This is a genomic window from Haladaptatus pallidirubidus, from assembly GCF_020700235.1.
Classification (GTDB): Archaea; Halobacteriota; Halobacteria; order Halobacteriales; family Haladaptataceae; genus Haladaptatus; species Haladaptatus pallidirubidus.
In genome coordinates this window covers 3,740,615-3,758,826 of record NZ_CP085301.1, presented here as the reverse complement: position 1 = coordinate 3,758,826, position 18,212 = coordinate 3,740,615, and the positions used below count along the sequence as shown (strand labels likewise).

Sequence of the window (18,212 nt, the reverse complement as noted above, 5' to 3'; positions counted from 1 at the left end):
AGTATCACCTTACGCAGTTTGGTAGACTTCGTCGCGAACCCAGTCGTATCCCTTGTCTTCGAGTTCTTCGGCGAGTTCGGGGCCGCCCTCCATGACGATTTCCCCGTCGAGCATGATGTGAACCGTGTCGGGTTCGACGTAGTCGAGGATACGCTGGTAGTGGGTAATCTGGAGGATACCAGTACCCTGCTCGTCACGAAGTGCGTTGATTCCGTCCGATACGTCCTGCAGGCGGTCGATGTCCAGTCCGGAGTCGATTTCGTCGAGGACGGCGATGGACGGTTCGAGAATTGCGGCCTGCAGAACCTCGTTCTGCTTTTTCTCCCCGCCGGAGAACCCGGCGTTCAGGTACCGCATCGCGAATTTTTCGTCCATGTCGAGCAGTTCCATCTTCTTCTTGAGGAGTTCCTGAAACTCGGCGACGCCGACTTCGCCGTCGTCAGCGGGGCCTTCCATCGGACTGGTGTCGTAGCCGGTCTCTTCCTCCTCTTCTTCCTCCTCCTGGTCATCCTCGAAGAGTTCTTCGCGCTCTTCGAGTTTCGCGTTGAGTGCGGTGCGAAGGAAGTTCGACATCGTAACGCCTTCGATTTCGGCGGGGTACTGGAACGCGAGGAAGACACCGAGCGCGGCGCGCTCGTTCGGCTCCAGTTCGAGAAGATTCCACGTCCGCATGTCGTCCGGAATCTCGATGTCTTCGAACTCGTCTTCATCGAGGTGGAGCAGAACTTCCCCCTCCGTTACTTCGTATGCAGGGTGTCCTGCAACGACCTTCGATGTCGTTGATTTTCCGCTCCCATTCGGTCCCATTAGGGCGTGAATCTCGCCAGTTTTGACTTCGATATCGACGCCTTTGAGGATTTCTTCATCTTCTTCCACGACCTCTGCGTGGACATTTTTTAGTTCAAGCGTTGCCATGTTAGGTTCACCTAAGACGTGTAAAGCAAGGGCACATCGTCCCATAACCGTTTCGCATTCGTATGCAATCGGTTTCCGGAAAGAAAAAATTCTTTTTCCCGAATGGAAAACCCGGAGAGTTATTGTTATTTTTCTATAACTTATGTTGCTACATGAAACTACTCAGGCCGGTTTGTTGCTGTCCCGTTTTCACCTCTTCCCACGAGATGTCGAGCGCTTCCAACACTCGCGCAATCGGCCCTTTGAGCGTTTTATCGAGCATCTTGTCCCAGTCCACTTCGAACTCCTCCGGAATTTGGTCTGCGTACTCGAAACAGATGACGTCTTGTTCGCGCTTGAACTCGCCGTACAGCGTGTCTGCACGGGCGTCGAACCCTTCGTCGTTCTCCATTCGCTCGAAAAACGACGGATGGACTTTCTTTAGGTAGAGTCGTTTCGGCTTGCTTCCGCGCTGGAAGTTGGTTCCAAGCAGGAGATTAGCGTATTTGGCACCGCGAACCTGCGCGGTGTCGGTGTCGTAGTTGTCGAGTCGTTTGCCGATGCCGCCGGGAATAGCGATTTCGTCTAGCCCAACCTCACCGCCCAGGAAGTCCTCGATTACGTCGTGGACGTACGTTTCCACGTCTTCCAAATCTTCACCGGTGACAATCATCTCGATGACCTGCCGCTGGACTTCTTTCGTGATGGGCGCGATGTCCGAGCGTTTGTACTCGAAACCGGTGATGTCGATGTCGTCTACGTCTTTGCTTTCTTTCCAGACGATGTGACCCGCGTACCGCTTTTTCTTGCCCGCTTGGAAGAACCGGCGGTACAACTTTTCGAACTCGATTTGGAAGCGGTGTTCCTCGGCGCTCAATTCCTCGCGCGCGAATTCGTCGTACCGAGCGTTGATGTGTTCCTCGATTTCGAAGGACTGCTCCAGCGCCTCCGACTTCTCGATGTCACCTCCGAGTTCTAACATGACCGAATCCGTGTCGCCGTACGCCACGTTGTAATCGATTTCGTTCGCCGCGGTTTCGGTGAACTCGATGACCTCCCGACCGGTCGCGGTGATAGCCGCACCCATCTCTTTGTCGTAGAGGCGGAATTTTTCCCATCCCAGTACGCCGTAGAGGGAGTTCATGATGACCTTTACTGCCTGCTGCTGGCGGTCGAAAATCTTGTATTCCGAACTCCCGGGCTTGTGTTCGTTTCGAAGTGATTTTTTCTCCTCGCGCTCGGAAAGCGTCTCGTTGATGATTTCTCGAACGATGCCGTCTGGTTCCTTGCGGAAGTGGCTTCCGTTCGGCGCGACGTAGGTATCGCCGTCGTACACGTCCGGGTCTACCGACGTTTCAGGCGACAGGTTGAGCGTCACCATACACATCGGATACAGCGATTTCAGGTCGAGCACCGTGACGTTCTCTCTGACGCCCGTAATCGGTTCGAACACCGCGCCGCCCTCGTAATCCTCGGCTTCGAACTGTCCCTTCGACGGAAGCGCGAACTGGTTGTGCGCTTTGTGGAGAACGTACACGTCCACCGCGTCGCCGGGCGTCGTCGCGTCTTCGAGTTTACAGCCGACGAACGACGCGACTTCCCGCCAGAAGGTGACGATGTCCTGTTTCTTGTCGAGTTCGACACAGAGTTCCACGTCCCGAAGGTTGTATTCGAGCAGTCGCGTCGGGTCTTGCTCCCAGAGGTCGCCGATGTCGCCTGCATAGCGTTCCTTGCCGACGCCGAGTTCTGTCTCGCCCACAGCGTCCAGTCGGTAGGAATCGAGTTCGGTGAATTGAGTTCGCTTGTAGGCGTACAGCAGGTCGAAAACGACGCGCCCCTTGATGGTCGGGCCGCCCCAGTCACTCCGCCACACTTCGTCTACGCGCGAAAGCCGCTCGTAATCGAGGTCGTAGTCGTGGTGTTGTCCCTCCAGTCGTTCCAGTCGGTCGAGGAGGTACGGCGCGTCGAAATCGTCGAAGTTCCAGCCCGTGAGAACGTCCGGGTCGGTTTCCGAAATGTAATCGAGGAACTCCGCCAACATGGCTTCCTCCTCGTCGAACGTTCTGACTTCGATTTCGGGGCCGTCTCGGAGCGGTTCGTACTCCGGAACACTCTGGGGCAGATCGGCGTCGCCGTTCGGTGCGTCGAACAGCCACGCGATGTATTCGTCTCGGTAGGAGTCGTGGCTGGTGAGACAGATGATTGGCTCTTCGCCGTCTTCCGGAAAACCGGAGCGGTCGTCAACCTCGATGTCGAAAGTGTGTACGCGCAGGTTCGCTTGTACGTCCGTCGCTTCGACCTCCTGTTCCTGTACGACGAGGCCGCCGTCATCTCGCCGCCGTTCCGGAATCCGGATTCCGCTTTTGATGTCCTTGTCGATGAGGAATCGGTTCGGAAAGAGGATGTCCGCTTCGTAGTGTTCGAACTGGTCGCGGATGTTCCCCACGTCGCGCGGTGTCCGGCCGAAAATCTTCGTCAGCTTCTCGCCGCGGATGCTCTCGTAGCCGTCTTCCGACCCGGTGAGTCGGTCATCGCTTAGCTTCTCTTCGGTCAACGAATCCGTCGGTGCGTAGAAGTACGGTCTGAAGCCGACGACGCGGACGTGTTCGTGTTCGTCGTCCGCAGTCCGTCCGAAAACGTGGATTATGGGTGTTTCGTCGTCGCCGTATCCTTCGACGGTGTAATCGACTTGCGTAACTGCGAGTTCGATGTCGCCCTGTGAGTCCGGAAGCCAGTCCGTATCGGCATCGACGACGGCCGCAGTCGCGTCGTCGTTTCCCGCAACGGCGTGGGCTTCTGCCGCGGGGCGCTCGTCTCCACCCGCGAAGTCACCAAGCCCAGATTGAGTCATGTCGATTGTTTTTGGCGCTTCCCGGTAAAAACCCTCCCGTTTGAACCGGTTTCTGAAGGGAAAGAGACTTAATATGCTAACGCTTAGCATAGAACGAGGTCAAGCCAATGTCTGACCGTGCAACTGAAGACGGAACGCTGGACCGCGCAGAAACCGAGCTACCGGCTCCCGAGGAGCCGATGAGTTCGATAGAAGCCTACGAGACGGAAGACGGCGTCGTATTTTACGACGCGGAAAATCCCCTCGGATGGCTCAAGTCGTCGAGTGCGGTCACACTGAAAAAACAGGTCTGAACCGACTCCGAACGCTTTTCTTTTTGGACGCGATGTATCAAATCGGTGTTCGATAGATTCGGCCACGACGACGAGGGGTCGGACGATCCGGGATACACCGAAGAGCCGGACATGGCTCCGAAAGTACGTGACCCGTCCGACCGATTTGACACGAATCCGCCAGCCGCGCCGAAACCCATCGACGGGAATGCAGACCCGGAGATACAGAAGGAGTTCTGGGCACAAGTGATTCTATTCAATATTGCCCTCTTCGCCTTCAGTCTCGGCCTCATGCTCGTCGGATTCGAACGACAGTGGATGTTCGGTGGTCTGCTCGTCGTCGTCGGTGCCATCGCGTTCGCTCGCGGCTACAAACGCTACCGGGACTTCCAGAAGGACTAACCGCGTTCCGCCGCTACTTCGACCCATGCGAACCGTGCGCGACGAATCGGGCCACCGGTATCTTCTTCTCAAGCAGTCCGGTGAATCGAGTCTCGTCCGCGATCCACAAACGGGAGACGAGAGCTATCTCGAAAATGACCGACTGACGCCCGTCGAAGGGGAATCATCGTTAGAAACTGCCGCCAAGAGAGTTCCGTCGCCCGCTCGCCGAATCCTCACTGCGGTTCACGACGACCGCGCACTGGGCCTGCTGGTTGAGCTGTCCGATTGCCAAGGGCTTTCGGTCAGGAAAATCATTTCGGACTACGACATTTGCGAGAGCGACCTCCACGGTCTGCTCGCGGAATTTCGCGCCGCAGGGCTCATCCGGGAGTGCAGGGTCGCTGGGGAACGCGGATACGAGCTAACGGACGTGGCAACGAAAGGGCTGGAATCCTTATCCGACGAGTTCGACCAGTGAATCTCCGTGTTCGACGTGCGACCTGTTCGTAGTCGGATCCTTTTCAACTTGCACGAGGTCGTCCGCAGCCCCGACCAGTTCCTCGTCGTGACTGACGACGACTATCTGTTCAACACCCAAACCCCGCATGGACTCCACTAGTTCGACCAACTGCGAGACGTGGCCGGAGTCCAAGAACACCGTCGGCTCGTCCAGAATGAGCGGCGGCATCGGGGCGCTGCCTTCGATTCCCTCGGAGAGAAGGCGGTAAATCGCACACCGCAAACTGAGGTTGAACAGCGCGCGTTCGCCGCCCGACAACTGTTCCGGGTCGAGCGGTTCGCCGTCCTTCTGGTAAATCGTCAGTCGGTACTCGCCGTCGAGCGCGATACGCGAGTACGAATCGTTTTGGTAGACGAGGTCGAACACCTCGTTCAACATCCGTTCTAAATTTTCGACGTTTCGCTGGCGGAGTTCCGCTCGAAGGTCGCCGTACATCGCCTGCAAGTCGTCAGCTTCGTCGTACAGCGATTCGAGCGCATCCACTCGCGAGACGACTTCTTCCCGCCGCTTTCGCAGATTTTCGAGGGCTTCGATTTCCCCGCGAACACCACCGATTTCGTCGATGAGGTCGTCTCGCTGCTCTCTGAGGGACTCTAGTTCCTCGCCGACCTGTTCGAGGTACGTCTCCGCCCGCTGTTTGCTCGCGCGCGCCTCCTCGACTTTGGATTCGTCGTACAGTTCCTCCAGTTCCGCGTGACGCGACCGCTTTTCGGCGAGACGGTCGCGTCGCTGGTCATTCAGCTCCTGTAGGTGTGTTCGTTTCTCGGCGAGACGGTCGAGTTCGTCCTCCGCATCCTCGATTTTTCCTTGAACGTCTTGGATTCGCTCAATTCGATTTTTCGCGTCGGCGACGGACGTTTCCTCGCGTTCGAGTTCTTCGACCGTTTCGCGGTACGTTTGCGCCTTCGATTCGAGTTCGCTCGCATCCTCCGATCTCCCCTCTGCATCGGCGGCGAGCTCCTTGGCCTCATCGCGGAGCGTTTCGGCCTGTTCTCGCTTTTCTTCGACCGTCTCCTCTCTGTTTTCCACCAACTGCTCGACGTTGTTTCGGTTGTTCTCCAGTTCGTTGACGCAGTTTTCGGCGGCTACGAGCGCTTCTGCGGTCTCGATTTTCGATTCGAGTTTGGTCTGTTTCTCGCGGAGTTCCTCGAGTTCGGCTTCCAGTTCCGACACCCGTTCCCGGTCTTCAGCAATCGTATCGACGTGCGGCGACTCCTCGACGGACTGTCCGCATTCCGGGCATTTGCCCGCCTCCAACAGATTTTCGGCCTCATCCACCTGCTCTTTGGCGGTTCTGAGGTTCGTCCGGCAGGCCGTCGCTTCCTCGCGGCAGTCAGCCAGTTCGGAGCGAATCGAATCGAGATGGTCGCTGGCCACGCCGAATTCGACCGGCGCGTCCTCGAACGCCTCGCGTTCCGATTCGATTTTGTCGTCGAACTCCGCCAATTTTTCCCTGCGGTTTTCGAGTTCGTCCGTCGCCGTTTTTACCTCCTTCGTGAGTTGTTTCACGCGATTGCGCTTTTCCTGTGCCCGCGTTTCGAGTTCCTCGGCGCGTTCTGCGAGGTTCGACGCCTGATTGTCGAACATTTGGGCTTTCATCCGAGCCTCTTCTAGCCGTCCGCTGATTTCCTCGTCCTTCGTATCCAGCTCATCCAATCGTGCGGTGAGGTCGCCTTCAGTCGCGGTGTCGAGTTCCGTGTCGCGAAGTTCGGTTTCGACGTTCGATTCCAACTCCGAAATTCGGTCTCGAATCTCGCTCGCCCGTTCTCGAAGGGAATCGTGTTCCCGCTCAGTCTCCGTGATTTCGGTTTGGAGGCTTTCGATATCCGACGCAAGCGAGGTCAGCTCTTCGCGCTTTTCGTCGTACGATTCGAGGACGTCTTCCGCGTCGTTGAGTGTCCGTTGGGCCTTGTCGCGTTGGGCCTCGTACCGTTCGATGTCTGACTCCATCTCGTTGCGCTCCGATTCGAGGTCGTTGAGGAGGCCGTGAAGGTTCTTCTCTTCTTTCTCCACGATTTGCGTATCGAGTTCCGAGAGGCTCCCCCGTCGGTCGTCGAGAACGCTTTTGACACCGAGGCGGGCATCGCTGGCGCGTTCTCTGTACTCTTCCAGTTTTCCCAACTGGAGGAGGTCGTCGATCATGTCCTGTCGCTGGGCGGGCGTCGCGTTGATGAGTTTATTCACCTCGCCCTGCCGAACGTAGGCGCAGTTGACGAACGCCTCGGCGTCCATGCGAAACAGCGAGGCGACGTGGTTGCGCACATCCCGCGCGCCGTCGAAACTCCCGTCGGGAGTCTCGAGGACGCACTTCGCCGTTTGGGCGGAGTCGCCGCTCGCTCGAATCCGTCGGTGAATGTGGTAGTCGCCTCCGGCGTGTTCGAACCAGAGTTCGATTTCCGCGTCCTCCGCACCGATGGTGACGACGTCCTCCAACGTTCGGTCGAGCGCCCGTGCGCCGTAGAGTGCGAAAAAGCACGCTTCGAGCAGGGAGGACTTGCCGCTCCCGTTGAGACCGTGGATGACCGTAACGCCGGTGTCGAGCCGTAAATCGGCGTCTTCGTAGCATTTAAAGTTCGAGAGGCGAATTCGGTCGAATCTCACAGATAGTCCTCCATCGAAACTTGGTCGTCCCCGGAACTGGCGTCCGCGGTATCAGTCGCATCCGCGGACTCCGTCGGTTCGGCGCTGTCCTCGGCGCCTAGCGGCTCTTCAGTTGCGTCCCTCGTTTCGGTGCTGTCGGCGGAGTCACCGCCGTTTGCTGTCGCGGTCGTGCCGTCATGAGATTCGTCGTCTGTCGATTCGACAGCGTCTGCGTCATCAGTCGCTACGGCGACTGATGACGCAGTTTTCGAGTCACTGGCAGGGGTTTCCGGTTCTGTACTCTCACCAGAAACTCCGCTGGCAGTTTGCTCGCTTTCCTCGTTAATCATCGTGTCTGCCACCTCGCCTTTTGCGTTCTCCTGTGCTGGTTCGAACGCATCAATATCCTCGGAGATGCGTTCCGCGACGTGGTCTTCGACGGCCGTTCTGACGTTCGAATCTGCGACTTTGCTCGCGCGAACGATTTCGTCTACATCGTGAGCCGTCTCGCTGAGACCCATCTCACGAACCCGGTTTCTGACGGCGTCGTCCGGGTCGGCGAACGAAACCGAAAGCTCGTCCTCCTCGGCTTCGATTTCGCGGCGGTCGGTAACCCGGGCGACGAGCGCCCCTTCGTCTACTACGAACTGCTCGACTCGGGCAACGGTCACGTCCCCGCCGTCTCCTTCGATGGTAATCAGGGCGACCGAATCGTCGAGGTCGTACTCTCGAACGACATCGCGGACGCGGTCGATTCCCTCGTCGCCGTCGAGTTCGACCGGAATAAATTCGAAATCGCGGGTTTCGATTCCCCGCCGAGAGAGCGCCACGTCGCCGTCGAACGTGACGATGTTGTAGCCGCGGTCGTCGCGCTCGCTAGCGCTCGCGCGTTCGGTCGAACCGCAGTAGGTGACCCACGTGTCCTCGACTCGCTCTTTGCCGGGTTTGTGGTTGTCGCCGAGCAGCATCGCGTCGAAATCGACGGACGCTTCCTTGAGTACGACTTCCGATTTCCAGTTGCCGAACTCGAACGGCGTGAACAGTCCGTGCGCGACGAGCGCCGAGTGCTCCTGTTCGTGCGGGGAGAATTCGTATTCGAGGTCGTCTCGCTTCGATTCGGGAACGTGGTCTAACCCGTAAAACGCGGTATCGCCGACCACGACCGGTTTAGCGCCGAGTCGCGTGGCGAGTCCGAGGGTTTCGAGCAGGTCGAGCCACTGCTCGCCGCGCGTACTCTCGTGGTTGCCGACGATTGCGAGAAACGGAATCTCCGCTCGTTCGAGTTTCCGGAGGACGGAAATCGTCCCGTGGAGGTCGGAGAGTCCGGGTCGGCGGTCGTGGAATAAATCGCCAGCATGGATGACGGCGTCGAAATCGTTTTCGATTGCGTCGTCCACGACGCTGTCGAACGCGGAGAGGAAGTCGTCCCGTCGTTCGGGCGAATGGTACTGCCGATACCCGATATGGGTGTCGCCCGTGTGAATCACCCGTGTCATTGATTCGTTCGTTGGCTTCCTGCTGTTAAATGATTTCCGTGAGCGCCACGCCGGGGGCGGCGAACCGGACTTTGCACCAGTGGCTCGAAGGGGAAGTTAGGAAGAAGCAGGGTGAAGTGACGGGGAGACGGTTTCGAAATCACAGCCCGGACTGGGCGCGCGTTTTGATATAAACGCTTGGTTTCGGCAATCTACTCAATATCGAGCGTGTAGAGTCGTTTTCGGGCGTCGGAGAACGAAAACCGCGAATCCACGAGGTCTTCGTCTTCGAGACGGTTCAGCGCGTAGCGAACCGTCCGTGGCGGCAGGAGCGTTTCGTCGGCGAGTTCGCTCTGGGTCATCGTCTCGTTGTACTCCAGCACCTTTGCGACTAGCTTCGCGCTGGGTGGCAGGTCGCGGACCACTTCGGTCGAATCCGCGTCCTGCAACCGATTGGTGCTCGTCTGGGATAGCTCTGGGACACTCATCAACTACCCATTTCGGATACAGGGTGATAATATTTCCTATTCAGTTTTATTACTCATGGGAATTGTCAGGGCGCAGTGGATGTCGGCAAAAGCGGTGCGAAAAGGTCGGTCACCCGAAGCCTCTTAAGAGACAGGCGCTTATCCGGAATTGATGACCGATACTGTGGATGACGTAGAACTCCCATACGAGGAGGAGAGTACGTCCAGACAGGAGAAAATAGAGGCACTCCAAGAACGCCTCGAAGTCCTCGAATCCCAGAACGAGGAGATGCGGGACAAACTCCTCGACGCGAACGCGGAGAACAACAAGTACCAGCAGAAGCTCGAACGACTCACGCACGAGAACAAGAAATTGAAACAGTCCCCGCTGTTCGTCGCCACCGTGCAGGAGATTACGGAGGAAGGCGTTATCATCAAACAACACGGTAACAATCAGGAAGCCGTTACCGAAGTGACCGATGAGATGCACACCGAACTCGAACCGGACTCTCGCGTCGCCGTCAACAATTCTCTCTCTATCGTAAAGACGCTCGACGACGAAACCGACGTTCGCGCTCGCGTGATGCAGGTCACGAAGAGTCCCGAAGTCACCTACGAAGACATCGGCGGACTAAAAGAACAGATGAACGAAGTCCGCGAGACGGTCGAGATGCCGCTCGAGAGCCCCGAGATGTTCTCGGAGGTCGGTATCGACCCACCGTCCGGCGTCCTGCTGTACGGCCCGCCGGGAACCGGAAAGACGATGCTGGCGAAAGCAGTCGCCAACCAAACCGACGCCACCTTCATCAAGATGGCCGGGTCGGAACTCGTCCACAAGTTCATCGGCGAGGGTGCCAAACTCGTCCGCGACCTGTTTGAGGTCGCCCGCCAGCACGAACCCGCCGTCATCTTCATCGACGAAATTGACGCCATCGCGTCGAAGCGCACCGACTCGAAAACGTCCGGCGATGCGGAAGTCCAGCGCACGATGATGCAGTTGTTGTCGGAGATGGACGGCTTCGAAGACCGTGGCGAGATCCGCATTATCGCGGCCACCAACCGCTTCGACATGCTCGACCGCGCAATTCTCCGCCCGGGTCGTTTCGACCGCCTCATCGAAGTGCCGAACCCGAACGACGAAGGTCGGGAGCAAATCTTCCGCATCCACACCCGCGGCATGAACGTCGCCGACGACGTGGACTTCGAGAAACTCGCCGTCGATACGGGCGACGCCAGCGGTGCCGACATCAAGGCCATCTGTACGGAAGCCGGGATGTTCGCCATCCGCGACGACCGCACCGAAATCACGATGCAGGATTTCGAAGACGCACGGGAGAAAATCGAAGCGGAAGACGACGAGAGCGACGAAGTCTCCAAGACGTTCGCCTAAGCGAACGGTCTAACACAGTCGGTCTTTTTCGCGTTGGCGTTTTTGTGTTCTAATTGGCTCTTTTTGGGTAGAGTGACGACCACAGAAGTCACGACTACAAACACGCCCTCGCTCGTCACTCCTTTTTCCAGTCGTTCATACCTCGCGTCGCCCGTTGCCGCCAGGAACCGCGGCGGGCCGAGTGCGCCGCACTCGGCCCGCCGGTGGTTGTTTGGTTTGCCACAGGTTTCGGCGGGACGACTTTCCCCTGAACAACGGTATTCGAATTTAGAATTTTGGTTTGGCCGGGCGCGCGAGCGCGCCCGGCCTTCGGCGGCTTGGTGGCAACGGGCAAGCGAATGAAGGAGCGAGTGGCCCTGCCCGAGTGACTGAGAGAGCGAGGGCGTGGCCTACAGCCAACAGTTGCAGTCTCGCCTTCTTGTCTTCATCTACGGCAGCTCGAAAACACTGCCTACAGCGCGCTAAAAATCACGTAGGGCACGCCGAACAACAGAACGGTCATCAGGGCGAGAATGAGCAAGTAAGACGCAATCGTGCCCGCCGCGGTCAGCCACGCGGGATGGTCGAAATCGGCTGGAAGGTTCATGTTCGACAGTTCGGCGGGAGTACCTAAATCCTACCGGAAAAGGGGGACAGTCAGCGAATAGAATATGACCAATAAACAGACGATGGAAATTCCTAATAAAATACTTCGGAACAATCCAGAAAGAGGCACCTCCTTAGACTCGTAATAATACTCAACTGATAGAACCAAAAAATAGTAATACTACTGCAATATCTGCGTAAAGAGAAATTGAAGGCGTTTCCTCTGTCCACTTTACAACACTCCGGAGAGCAAACCCGACAGTGCCAAGAAGAAAAACCCACGGCAGATACGTTTTTGGGAATTTCATGAGGGTATATCTACTAGCTCAAACCATAAGATTATTTATATTTATATATAACCATATACAATCGAAATATCGACGTCTGTGTATTTATGTTATGCGTTAGAATAGGTGTGCTACCGAATAATGTCCCCGATTCGGCGGGCCTGTCCTCCGAGCGAGGGGTTTTTCTCCACGATTCGCAGGACTTCGTGGTCGGTCACGTCGAAGTAGGATTTCTGCGTCGCGTCCTCGATGAGGTCTTTTTCGAGTCGAAACTCGGTTCCTTCGTAAACCACATCGACGCCCTCGTCATCGAATGAAAGAGTAGTCATACTCCGGCGTTAGCCCCCGACGGATAAAAAAGCTGTAGAATAGACATCGAAACACGGGTGTTTGGGAACATAGCACATCCCATCTCGGCAGACGAGCGTCAGACGTTCTCGGGAGGATTTATTACGCGGGAATCGTTGGTAGGATATGTGCCGCTCCGCTCCGACCCTCTGGATGAACTTTCGATTCCCGACGGGACGACCGTCGAAGAACACGACCTCGTGACCGACGGCGACATCATCGTCGGCGCACAGAGTACCGTGGAGTTCGGCGTGCGCGGAAACCACGTTATCGCGGGTGAGCGAGCGACTTTCGGCGGACATATCGAAGCCGAGGCGGACTGTCGCCTCGACCTCTGGTCGGAGGTCGATGGCGACGTTCTCGTCGGGCAGGACGCCTACTTGGGCGAGCGCGTCCACGTCGCCGGGCGGTTGATGGTCAGCGGTGATCTCGACATTGGCGACGACGTGCAAATCGACGACGGATTCGAAGCGAACGGCTGGATCGTCATCCGAAATCCGATGCCGACCGTCGTCTTTCTGTTCGTCTACCTCTCCCAGTTGCTTCGGTTGGGTGAGGAGGAAGCCGCGAAAAACGTCATCGACGAGATGCTGGACGAGAGCGAGGCCGACCCGGCGGTCATTCCGCGGAGCGCCCACGTCAGCGACGACGCGTGGCGCGTTTCGACGCCCGCGACCATCGGTGACGGGTGTAGATTGCACGGCAACATTCGCGCCGAGGAAATCGTCGTCGGGGCGAAAAACGAAGTGTTCGGAAGTCTTCGCGCCCGCGGCGATATCGTCGTCGGTTCCGGAACGCGCATTCACGGCGACGTGACGACCCGCAATGGAACCGTCGTCCTCGAAGACGGGGCGGAGGTGCTGGGCGACGTAGCCTGCACCGACCTCGAATTCCACGAAAACGCGACCGCGGACGGAACCATGCGCGCCCGTGGCGAGATGACGATGATCCGAAGCGAACGACGAAAGCCGACCGGCGAATCGGAGGAAAAGTCGGAGGAAGCCGTCGAAACGGGTGATACCGCCCGTCAACGAGAACGCAGTGCGGGAGACGGTCCGGCCCCGCAAGCCTAATTATTGACACGTTTCGGTCGTTATCTCATAGAAGTGACAGACATCGACAGCGGATAGCGTTCCGTTAGAGTGTCAGATTTCTGTTGATTTCCCAACAGTATAATAACCTCCGAGGGCTTTGGTACGTGGTGACGTATGCAAACTAAACACATTCACGGATGGTGGTATCAATGCACTCTGTCGTGTTGACCAAAGGCGTTCCCGACTTCCGCGAGGGACAGGTGTCGTTCGACGAAGACGGTCACTTGGAACGCGGACGGACGCCGACGGTGATGAATCCGAACGACGAGTTCGCTCTCAAAGCCGCCCTTCAGACAAAAGTGGAGCACGGCGGTCAGGTGAGCGCGATGAGCATGGGTCCGCCGGGCTACGCCGACGTGCTCCGCGAAGCAATGACGGTGTACGCCGACGACTGTTATCTCCTCTCCGACCGCGAGATGGCCGCCGCGGACACGTGGGCAACGGCGATTACCCTCTCGGCGGGCATCGAAAAGATCGGCGAACCGGACTTGGTTTTCGCGGGGTTCAAAACCGCCGACGGCGAGACGGGACAGACCGGCCCGCAGACGGCATGGTGTTTGGACTACCCGATTATCACGCACGTCATCGCGATGGAGGTGGACGAAGATGAACGACAGGTACGCGCAAAGCGCCTCGTGGAGGGCGACGTGGACGAAATCGAAACCGTCACCGCACCGCTTCCGGCGTTTATCGTAACCGACCCAGAGTACGAACCGTCCTACAGAAAGGCGGCCCACCGGCTTCAAAAGAAGCGACTGAAAGCCGAGACGAAAGAGCGCGCCGAGGAGTACGAAGAGTACCTCTCGACGTGGGATCACGCCGACCTCAATCTCGACCCGGACTACATCGGATTGGACGGATCACCGACCATCGTGTCGTCGGTTGACCCGATTCCGAAAGCCCCGGCGGAGCGCGATGCCACGATGGTCACGCCCGACGACGAGGAGGCGATGGCGGACGTACTCAAAACGATGCGACCATTTGCCGCGGGGGACTGATAATGACGGACGTAAATCCCGGCGACCGAACCGTCGAAGAACTGGAACAGGACGTACAGACCGTCGAAGACACGGGCGCACTGGACGAAATACTTACCAGCGAGGAGGAAGGCGAGGACAGAAAGACGGCGAAAGAGGTCATCCAAGCCCGAATCGACGAACTTGAGAGCCAGACGGAAGGTGGCGACGCCACCGAAGATACCGAAACCGAAGGCGAGTACGAAGAGACGGCGGCGGACGTAGAAGACCCCGACGAGGGAGCGGAAACGGCGTCGGAATCGGAGGCGTCCGATTCCGACGCAGGGGCCGACGAAGAGGACGAGGAGGAAGACGACGGACTCACCCATCCCACCGCGGACAAAAAGCACGTTCGAGCGCTCGAAGACGGCGTCTACCGCGACATGTGGGTGTACTGCGAGACGCAGGGCGGCGAACTGCTCGACGTGTCGAAGGAGATGCTGGGCAAAGCCCGCGAGTTGATGGACGAGTACGAAAACGAGTACGGCGGCGACGAACGAGTCGTCGCCGTACTTGTCGGCGACGACATGCGCGGCCTCGCGGAGGAGTGCATTGCACTCGGTGCGGACGTGGCGGTGTACCACGACGACGAGCGATTGAAGCGGTTCCGTCACAAGCCGTACACCGAAATCGTGGCGGACATGGCGCGAGCCGAGGCGGATTGGAAGGAGTACGACAAACCGCGCTACTTCCTTTTCCCGGCGACGAACAATGGGCGCGACCTCTCCGCACAGGTGCAGGGCGAACTCGATTCCGGACTCGCGAGCGACTGCTCGGGGCTATCCATCACGAACGAACTCATTTCGAATCCCGTGAAGACGGGCACACCAGGCGAGAAAGTCGAGTTCGAGCGTATCCTGCACATGAAGCGCCCGGACTTCTCCGGATTCGAATACTCGACCATCCTCTGCATCGATAATCCGAATCGGGAGTTCCACCCGCAGGGCTGTTCCGTGATTCCGGGTAGCTTCGACGCGATGGAAGCCGACCCGGGACGCGAAGGCGAAATCGTCTCATACGACATCGACACGCCGGACGATTGGTATCGCGTCGAAGTCGCCGAATGGGACACCCTCGATACCGGCGTCGATTTGACCGGACGGGAAGTCGTCGTCGCAATCGGTCGTGGCATCGGCGACGACCCCACGGAGGGGATCGAACTCGCACTCGACCTCGTTGACGCCTTCGACGACGCCGACCTCGGCCTCTCGCGGGGCGTAGTGACCGCGTCCTACAACGTGGAGGGACACGTCGAACAGTACGTCAGCGAGGAGCGCCAAATCGGCGAAACCGGACAAATCGTCCAACCGCCCCTCTACATCGCGGCGGGCATCAGCGGCGCGATTCAGCATAAAGTCGGAATGGACGAGTCGGAGACCATCATCTCGATTAACACCGATACGGACGCCGACATTCGGGACTTCACCGATTACTTCATCGAAGGCGACCTGTTCGAAGTGCTTCCCCGCCTCACCGATGCAGTCGAGGCGGGCGAACTGGGTGCGGTCGTGGCGGAAGACGATGACTGAACATGGAGATTGTTAGCTAATGACAGGAGAATACGAACAGTACGAAGCAGTCGTAGTCGGTGCCGGTCCCGGTGGGGCCGCGGCGGCCGCGACGCTCGCACGCAACGGAATCGAAACGCTCGTCCTCGAACGCGGTGTCGAAGCTGGATCGAAGAACGTCTCCGGCGGCCTCATCTACGCCGAAGAGTCGGCACCCTACACTATCGACTCGCTGTTCCCCGACTTTCGCGAGGAGGCCGCTGAACGCCCGATTACGAGCTACAACATCCACAACGTGGCCGACGAGAAGGTGAAATCGTTCGACATCACCCGCCTCCACGAACACGACACGGAGTGGTCGGACGCCGTCCTCCGGCGGAAAATGGACTCGTGGCTGGCCGACCGAGTCCACGAGATGACGAGCGAGACCGGCGGCGGCTTGCTAACCGGCGTTCGAGTGAACGGTTTGCTCCGTGAGAGCGGGAAAATCGTCGGCGTCACCTGCGACGAACTCGACCCCATCAAGGCCGACTTCATCGTCGCGGCAGATGGCGTTAACAGCGAACTCGCCCGCGATGCCGGATTGATGAACTGGGACGAACCGGACGAGTGGTTCCAAGGCGTTAAAGCCGTCATCGAAATGCCGGAGGACGTTATCGCCGAGCGATTCGACGTTTCTCCGGACACGGGCGAAGCGCACCTCTTCTCGGGCAACCTGTTCGAGAACGTTCGTGGCGGCGGCTTCCTCTACACGAATCAGGATTCGCTTTCCATCGGCACCGTCTTCCACCTCGACAGTCTCGTGACGGAGGAGGCGGAACCGCACGAACTGCTCGACAATCTGCTCACGCACCCGCTGCTCGCGCAGTGGCTGAACGGTCACTACGACGAAGTCGAGTACAGCGCGAAACTCGTTCCCGATTCGAAGAAAGCGGCCCATCCGGCACCGCACCGCGGGCGTCTCGCCCTCGTCGGCGACGCCGGGGGGCAGATGCAGGCCCAAGGGCCGATAATCAAGGGGATGAACCACGCCGTGACCGCAGGCGCGCTCGCCGCCGAGGCATTCGCCGAGGCGCGAATGCGCGGCGACCCGGAGAAGGCCGGACTGCTCTATGAAAAGAAGCTGAAGGACGAAGGCGTGATGGACAAACTCCGACCCAAACAGTATCGAACACTCGGACGATTCGGCGAGACGGAGCGAATCGCAGACTTCACGGATACTCTCCTCTCTTCGCCGATTGGTCGGGCGGTGCTTCGCTCCGGGTCGATGGAGTCGCAACTCGAACGTCTCTACAGTTCGCCGTTCCTCTCCTCGATGATTCCGGACACGAAGACGCCCTACGTCACGCTTCCGACGGTTATCGCGGAAGAGCTGGGTACCGAAATCGAGGACGTAAACGAGGTCGAACCGAAGAGCCTCGCCGACCGAATCGGCGACCTGACCTACGACACGGACGTGGGCAACCCGCACATCCGCCTGCGAAACGACTCCTACGAAGCCAGCGGCGCGGCGGTGTCGGCCTGTCCCGTCAGCGCGAAGGATTTCGGCGGCGGTTGCTACCGCGAGGAGACGGTGCAGATGAACGGCCACGAGGAGAAAATCGTGAGCCTCGACACGCAACCCTGCGTCGAATGTGGCACCTGTGCCGTCGTCGCCGAAACGGAATGGGAACACCCGCGCGGCGACAAAGGCGTCGAGTTCAAGCAAGGGTGAGCGAAGACGGGAGGAAACATCAACGATGACCGAACACCGCGACCGAATCGCCGATCTCGCAAAGCGAGCGCGGGCCGACCGGAAAGCATTCGACCCGCCCGCAAATCCACCGGACGAGGATCGTGCGGTTTCCATCCTCCGTTCGGGCGTCGGTGATGTCGTCTCGGTGTACGTCGAGGGTCGAACCGGCGAGTTCGCGCGGTTCGACCAGTGGGAGATGACGCGACTGGAACGGGCGCTCAACGACTGGTTGGCGCTGTACGCGCGCTGTTACGGCCACGAAATAGAGACGGAGTTCACGGTGCGGGAAGTCGCGGAACTGGTCGTGAAAACCCACGATATCCACGACGCGGTGCAACTGCTGACCCGGATTCCGAGGCCCGAAATTCGACGGGCGCGGCGTTAGTCGAACGCCGCCTCGTTTCCGACGAGTTCGAATAGCGGGTCGTACTCGTCCGGCAACTGCTGGCGAACCTGCTGAAATTCTCCCTCCGGAACGACTTCGGCTACGAGCGACATTACACCCTTCGCGTGAAAGAGCGCATCCTGATTCTCGATACCTTCGCGTTCTGCCACACGGTCTACGAATTCGTCGAAGTGGAATCGCTGGCCCGAATCGGCCCGTTCGAGATACCAGTCGATTTCCATCGGGAGCGGCCCCGCGAGGTCTTTCGCTTCGCCGGGTTGCAGTCGTTCGCCGAGCGTCGTCAGCGTGGCGCGAATCGCCCGAACCGTCTTTCCCTGTTTCCCCAGTTTCAGTCGGTGCTGTGTCTGTCCGATGAACTCACTGTAATCCATGCTCTCCCCCAAACGTGGAACGGCGGGAG

The 18,212-nt window shown here is 58.6% G+C and carries 18 protein-coding genes; 10 read left to right on the top strand and 8 right to left on the bottom strand.

Going from position 1 to position 18,212, the window contains the following annotated elements:
- Positions 1-9: 9 nt before the first annotated feature.
- Both LIX15_RS20380 and LIX15_RS20375 read right to left on the bottom strand, forming a co-directional pair.
- Positions 10-915, bottom strand: a complete 906-nt coding sequence (locus LIX15_RS20380; RefSeq protein WP_227775404.1) for an ABC transporter ATP-binding protein — start codon at positions 913-915, stop codon at positions 10-12.
- Positions 916-1,063: 148 nt separating this feature from the next.
- Positions 1,064-3,745, bottom strand: coding sequence for a DNA-directed DNA polymerase (locus tag LIX15_RS20375; protein WP_227775403.1), 2,682 nt, complete (start codon positions 3,743-3,745; stop codon positions 1,064-1,066).
- 107 nt (positions 3,746-3,852) lie between these two features.
- Here LIX15_RS20375 and LIX15_RS20370 point away from each other — a divergent pair, with 107 nt between their 5' ends.
- Genes LIX15_RS20370 through LIX15_RS20360 form a run of 3 tightly spaced genes read left to right on the top strand, consistent with a single transcriptional unit; the run spans position 3,853 to position 4,879 of the window.
- On the top strand, positions 3,853-4,038 hold the full coding sequence (locus LIX15_RS20370; protein WP_227775402.1) for a DUF7331 family protein: 186 nt from the start codon (positions 3,853-3,855) through the stop codon (positions 4,036-4,038).
- Positions 4,039-4,083: 45 nt separating this feature from the next.
- On the top strand, positions 4,084-4,419 hold the full coding sequence (locus LIX15_RS20365) for a DUF7322 domain-containing protein (RefSeq protein WP_227775401.1): 336 nt from the start codon (positions 4,084-4,086) through the stop codon (positions 4,417-4,419).
- 25 nt (positions 4,420-4,444) lie between these two features.
- A complete protein-coding gene (locus LIX15_RS20360; protein ID WP_227775400.1) occupies positions 4,445-4,879 on the top strand; it encodes a DUF7346 family protein in 435 nt (144 codons plus the stop codon).
- Here the strand turns inward: LIX15_RS20360 and rad50 are convergent.
- The 3 genes from rad50 to LIX15_RS20345 all read right to left on the bottom strand — a co-directional run bounded on the left by rad50 (position 4,856) and on the right by LIX15_RS20345 (position 9,464).
- Positions 4,856-7,522: a DNA double-strand break repair ATPase Rad50 gene (rad50, locus tag LIX15_RS20355; protein ID WP_227775399.1), complete on the bottom strand. Its 2,667-nt coding sequence runs from the start codon at positions 7,520-7,522 to the stop codon at positions 4,856-4,858. The genes LIX15_RS20360 and rad50 overlap by 24 nt on opposite strands.
- On the bottom strand, positions 7,519-8,997 hold the full coding sequence (mre11, locus tag LIX15_RS20350; RefSeq protein ID WP_227775398.1) for a DNA double-strand break repair protein Mre11: 1,479 nt from the start codon (positions 8,995-8,997) through the stop codon (positions 7,519-7,521). The genes rad50 and mre11 overlap by 4 nt, the downstream gene beginning before the upstream one ends.
- 191 nt (positions 8,998-9,188) lie before the next feature.
- Entirely contained in the window at positions 9,189-9,464 is a 276-nt protein-coding gene (locus LIX15_RS20345; protein WP_227775397.1) for a MarR family transcriptional regulator, read from the bottom strand.
- 151 nt (positions 9,465-9,615) lie between these two features.
- Between LIX15_RS20345 and pan1 the strand changes: the two genes are divergently transcribed.
- Complete coding sequence (pan1, locus tag LIX15_RS20340; RefSeq protein ID WP_227775396.1) at positions 9,616-10,833, top strand: proteasome-activating nucleotidase Pan1; 1,218 nt, start codon at positions 9,616-9,618, stop codon at positions 10,831-10,833.
- Positions 10,834-10,905: 72 nt separating this feature from the next.
- Complete coding sequence (locus LIX15_RS20335) at positions 10,906-11,175, top strand: hypothetical protein (RefSeq protein WP_227775395.1); 270 nt, start codon at positions 10,906-10,908, stop codon at positions 11,173-11,175.
- Positions 11,176-11,284: 109 nt separating this feature from the next.
- Here the strand turns inward: LIX15_RS20335 and LIX15_RS32890 are convergent, their stop codons facing one another.
- Together LIX15_RS32890 and LIX15_RS20330 are read right to left on the bottom strand one after the other, a co-directional pair.
- Positions 11,285-11,419 (bottom strand): hypothetical protein, encoded by a 135-nt coding sequence (locus LIX15_RS32890; RefSeq protein WP_265338390.1) that lies wholly within the window; start codon positions 11,417-11,419, stop codon positions 11,285-11,287.
- Positions 11,420-11,836: 417 nt separating this feature from the next.
- Positions 11,837-12,034, bottom strand: coding sequence for a DUF5800 family protein (locus LIX15_RS20330; RefSeq protein ID WP_227775394.1), 198 nt, complete (start codon positions 12,032-12,034; stop codon positions 11,837-11,839).
- Between the two features lie 147 nt (positions 12,035-12,181).
- On the opposite strand from LIX15_RS20330, the gene LIX15_RS20325 reads away from it, so the two are divergent.
- The 5 genes from LIX15_RS20325 (at position 12,182) to LIX15_RS20305 (ending at position 17,791) form a co-directional block, all read left to right on the top strand.
- On the top strand, positions 12,182-13,126 hold the full coding sequence (locus LIX15_RS20325; RefSeq protein WP_227775393.1) for a polymer-forming cytoskeletal protein: 945 nt from the start codon (positions 12,182-12,184) through the stop codon (positions 13,124-13,126).
- 170 nt (positions 13,127-13,296) lie between these two features.
- Positions 13,297-14,145: an electron transfer flavoprotein subunit beta/FixA family protein gene (locus tag LIX15_RS20320; protein ID WP_227775392.1), complete on the top strand. Its 849-nt coding sequence runs from the start codon at positions 13,297-13,299 to the stop codon at positions 14,143-14,145.
- Between the two features lie 2 nt (positions 14,146-14,147).
- On the top strand, positions 14,148-15,692 hold the full coding sequence (locus LIX15_RS20315; RefSeq protein WP_227775391.1) for an electron transfer flavoprotein subunit alpha/FixB family protein: 1,545 nt from the start codon (positions 14,148-14,150) through the stop codon (positions 15,690-15,692).
- Positions 15,693-15,711: 19 nt separating this feature from the next.
- On the top strand, positions 15,712-17,385 hold the full coding sequence (locus LIX15_RS20310) for an FAD-dependent oxidoreductase (RefSeq protein WP_227775390.1): 1,674 nt from the start codon (positions 15,712-15,714) through the stop codon (positions 17,383-17,385).
- A gap of 25 nt (positions 17,386-17,410) precedes the next feature.
- On the top strand, positions 17,411-17,791 hold the full coding sequence (locus LIX15_RS20305; protein WP_227775389.1) for a DUF8055 family protein: 381 nt from the start codon (positions 17,411-17,413) through the stop codon (positions 17,789-17,791).
- Here LIX15_RS20305 and LIX15_RS20300 read toward each other — a convergent pair.
- Positions 17,788-18,183, bottom strand: a complete 396-nt coding sequence (locus tag LIX15_RS20300) for a DUF2267 domain-containing protein (protein ID WP_227775388.1) — start codon at positions 18,181-18,183, stop codon at positions 17,788-17,790. The genes LIX15_RS20305 and LIX15_RS20300 overlap by 4 nt on opposite strands.
- Positions 18,184-18,212 lie beyond the last annotated feature (29 nt).

Coding starts and splice junctions, on each gene's coding strand:
- LIX15_RS20380 (WP_227775404.1), bottom strand. CDS start 915: ATGGCAACGCTTGAACTAAAAAATGTCCACGCAGAGGTCGTGGAAGAA.
- LIX15_RS20375 (WP_227775403.1), bottom strand. CDS start 3,745: ATGACTCAATCTGGGCTTGGTGACTTCGCGGGTGGAGACGAGCGCCCC.
- LIX15_RS20370 (WP_227775402.1), top strand. CDS start 3,853: ATGTCTGACCGTGCAACTGAAGACGGAACGCTGGACCGCGCAGAAACC.
- LIX15_RS20360 (WP_227775400.1), top strand. CDS start 4,445: ATGCGAACCGTGCGCGACGAATCGGGCCACCGGTATCTTCTTCTCAAG.
- mre11 (WP_227775398.1), bottom strand. CDS start 8,997: ATGACACGGGTGATTCACACGGGCGACACCCATATCGGGTATCGGCAG.
- LIX15_RS20345 (WP_227775397.1), bottom strand. CDS start 9,464: ATGAGTGTCCCAGAGCTATCCCAGACGAGCACCAATCGGTTGCAGGAC.
- pan1 (WP_227775396.1), top strand. CDS start 9,616: ATGACCGATACTGTGGATGACGTAGAACTCCCATACGAGGAGGAGAGT.
- LIX15_RS32890 (WP_265338390.1), bottom strand. CDS start 11,419: ATGAACCTTCCAGCCGATTTCGACCATCCCGCGTGGCTGACCGCGGCG.
- LIX15_RS20330 (WP_227775394.1), bottom strand. CDS start 12,034: ATGACTACTCTTTCATTCGATGACGAGGGCGTCGATGTGGTTTACGAA.
- LIX15_RS20320 (WP_227775392.1), top strand. CDS start 13,297: ATGCACTCTGTCGTGTTGACCAAAGGCGTTCCCGACTTCCGCGAGGGA.
- LIX15_RS20315 (WP_227775391.1), top strand. CDS start 14,148: ATGACGGACGTAAATCCCGGCGACCGAACCGTCGAAGAACTGGAACAG.
- LIX15_RS20310 (WP_227775390.1), top strand. CDS start 15,712: ATGACAGGAGAATACGAACAGTACGAAGCAGTCGTAGTCGGTGCCGGT.
- LIX15_RS20305 (WP_227775389.1), top strand. CDS start 17,411: ATGACCGAACACCGCGACCGAATCGCCGATCTCGCAAAGCGAGCGCGG.
- LIX15_RS20300 (WP_227775388.1), bottom strand. CDS start 18,183: ATGGATTACAGTGAGTTCATCGGACAGACACAGCACCGACTGAAACTG.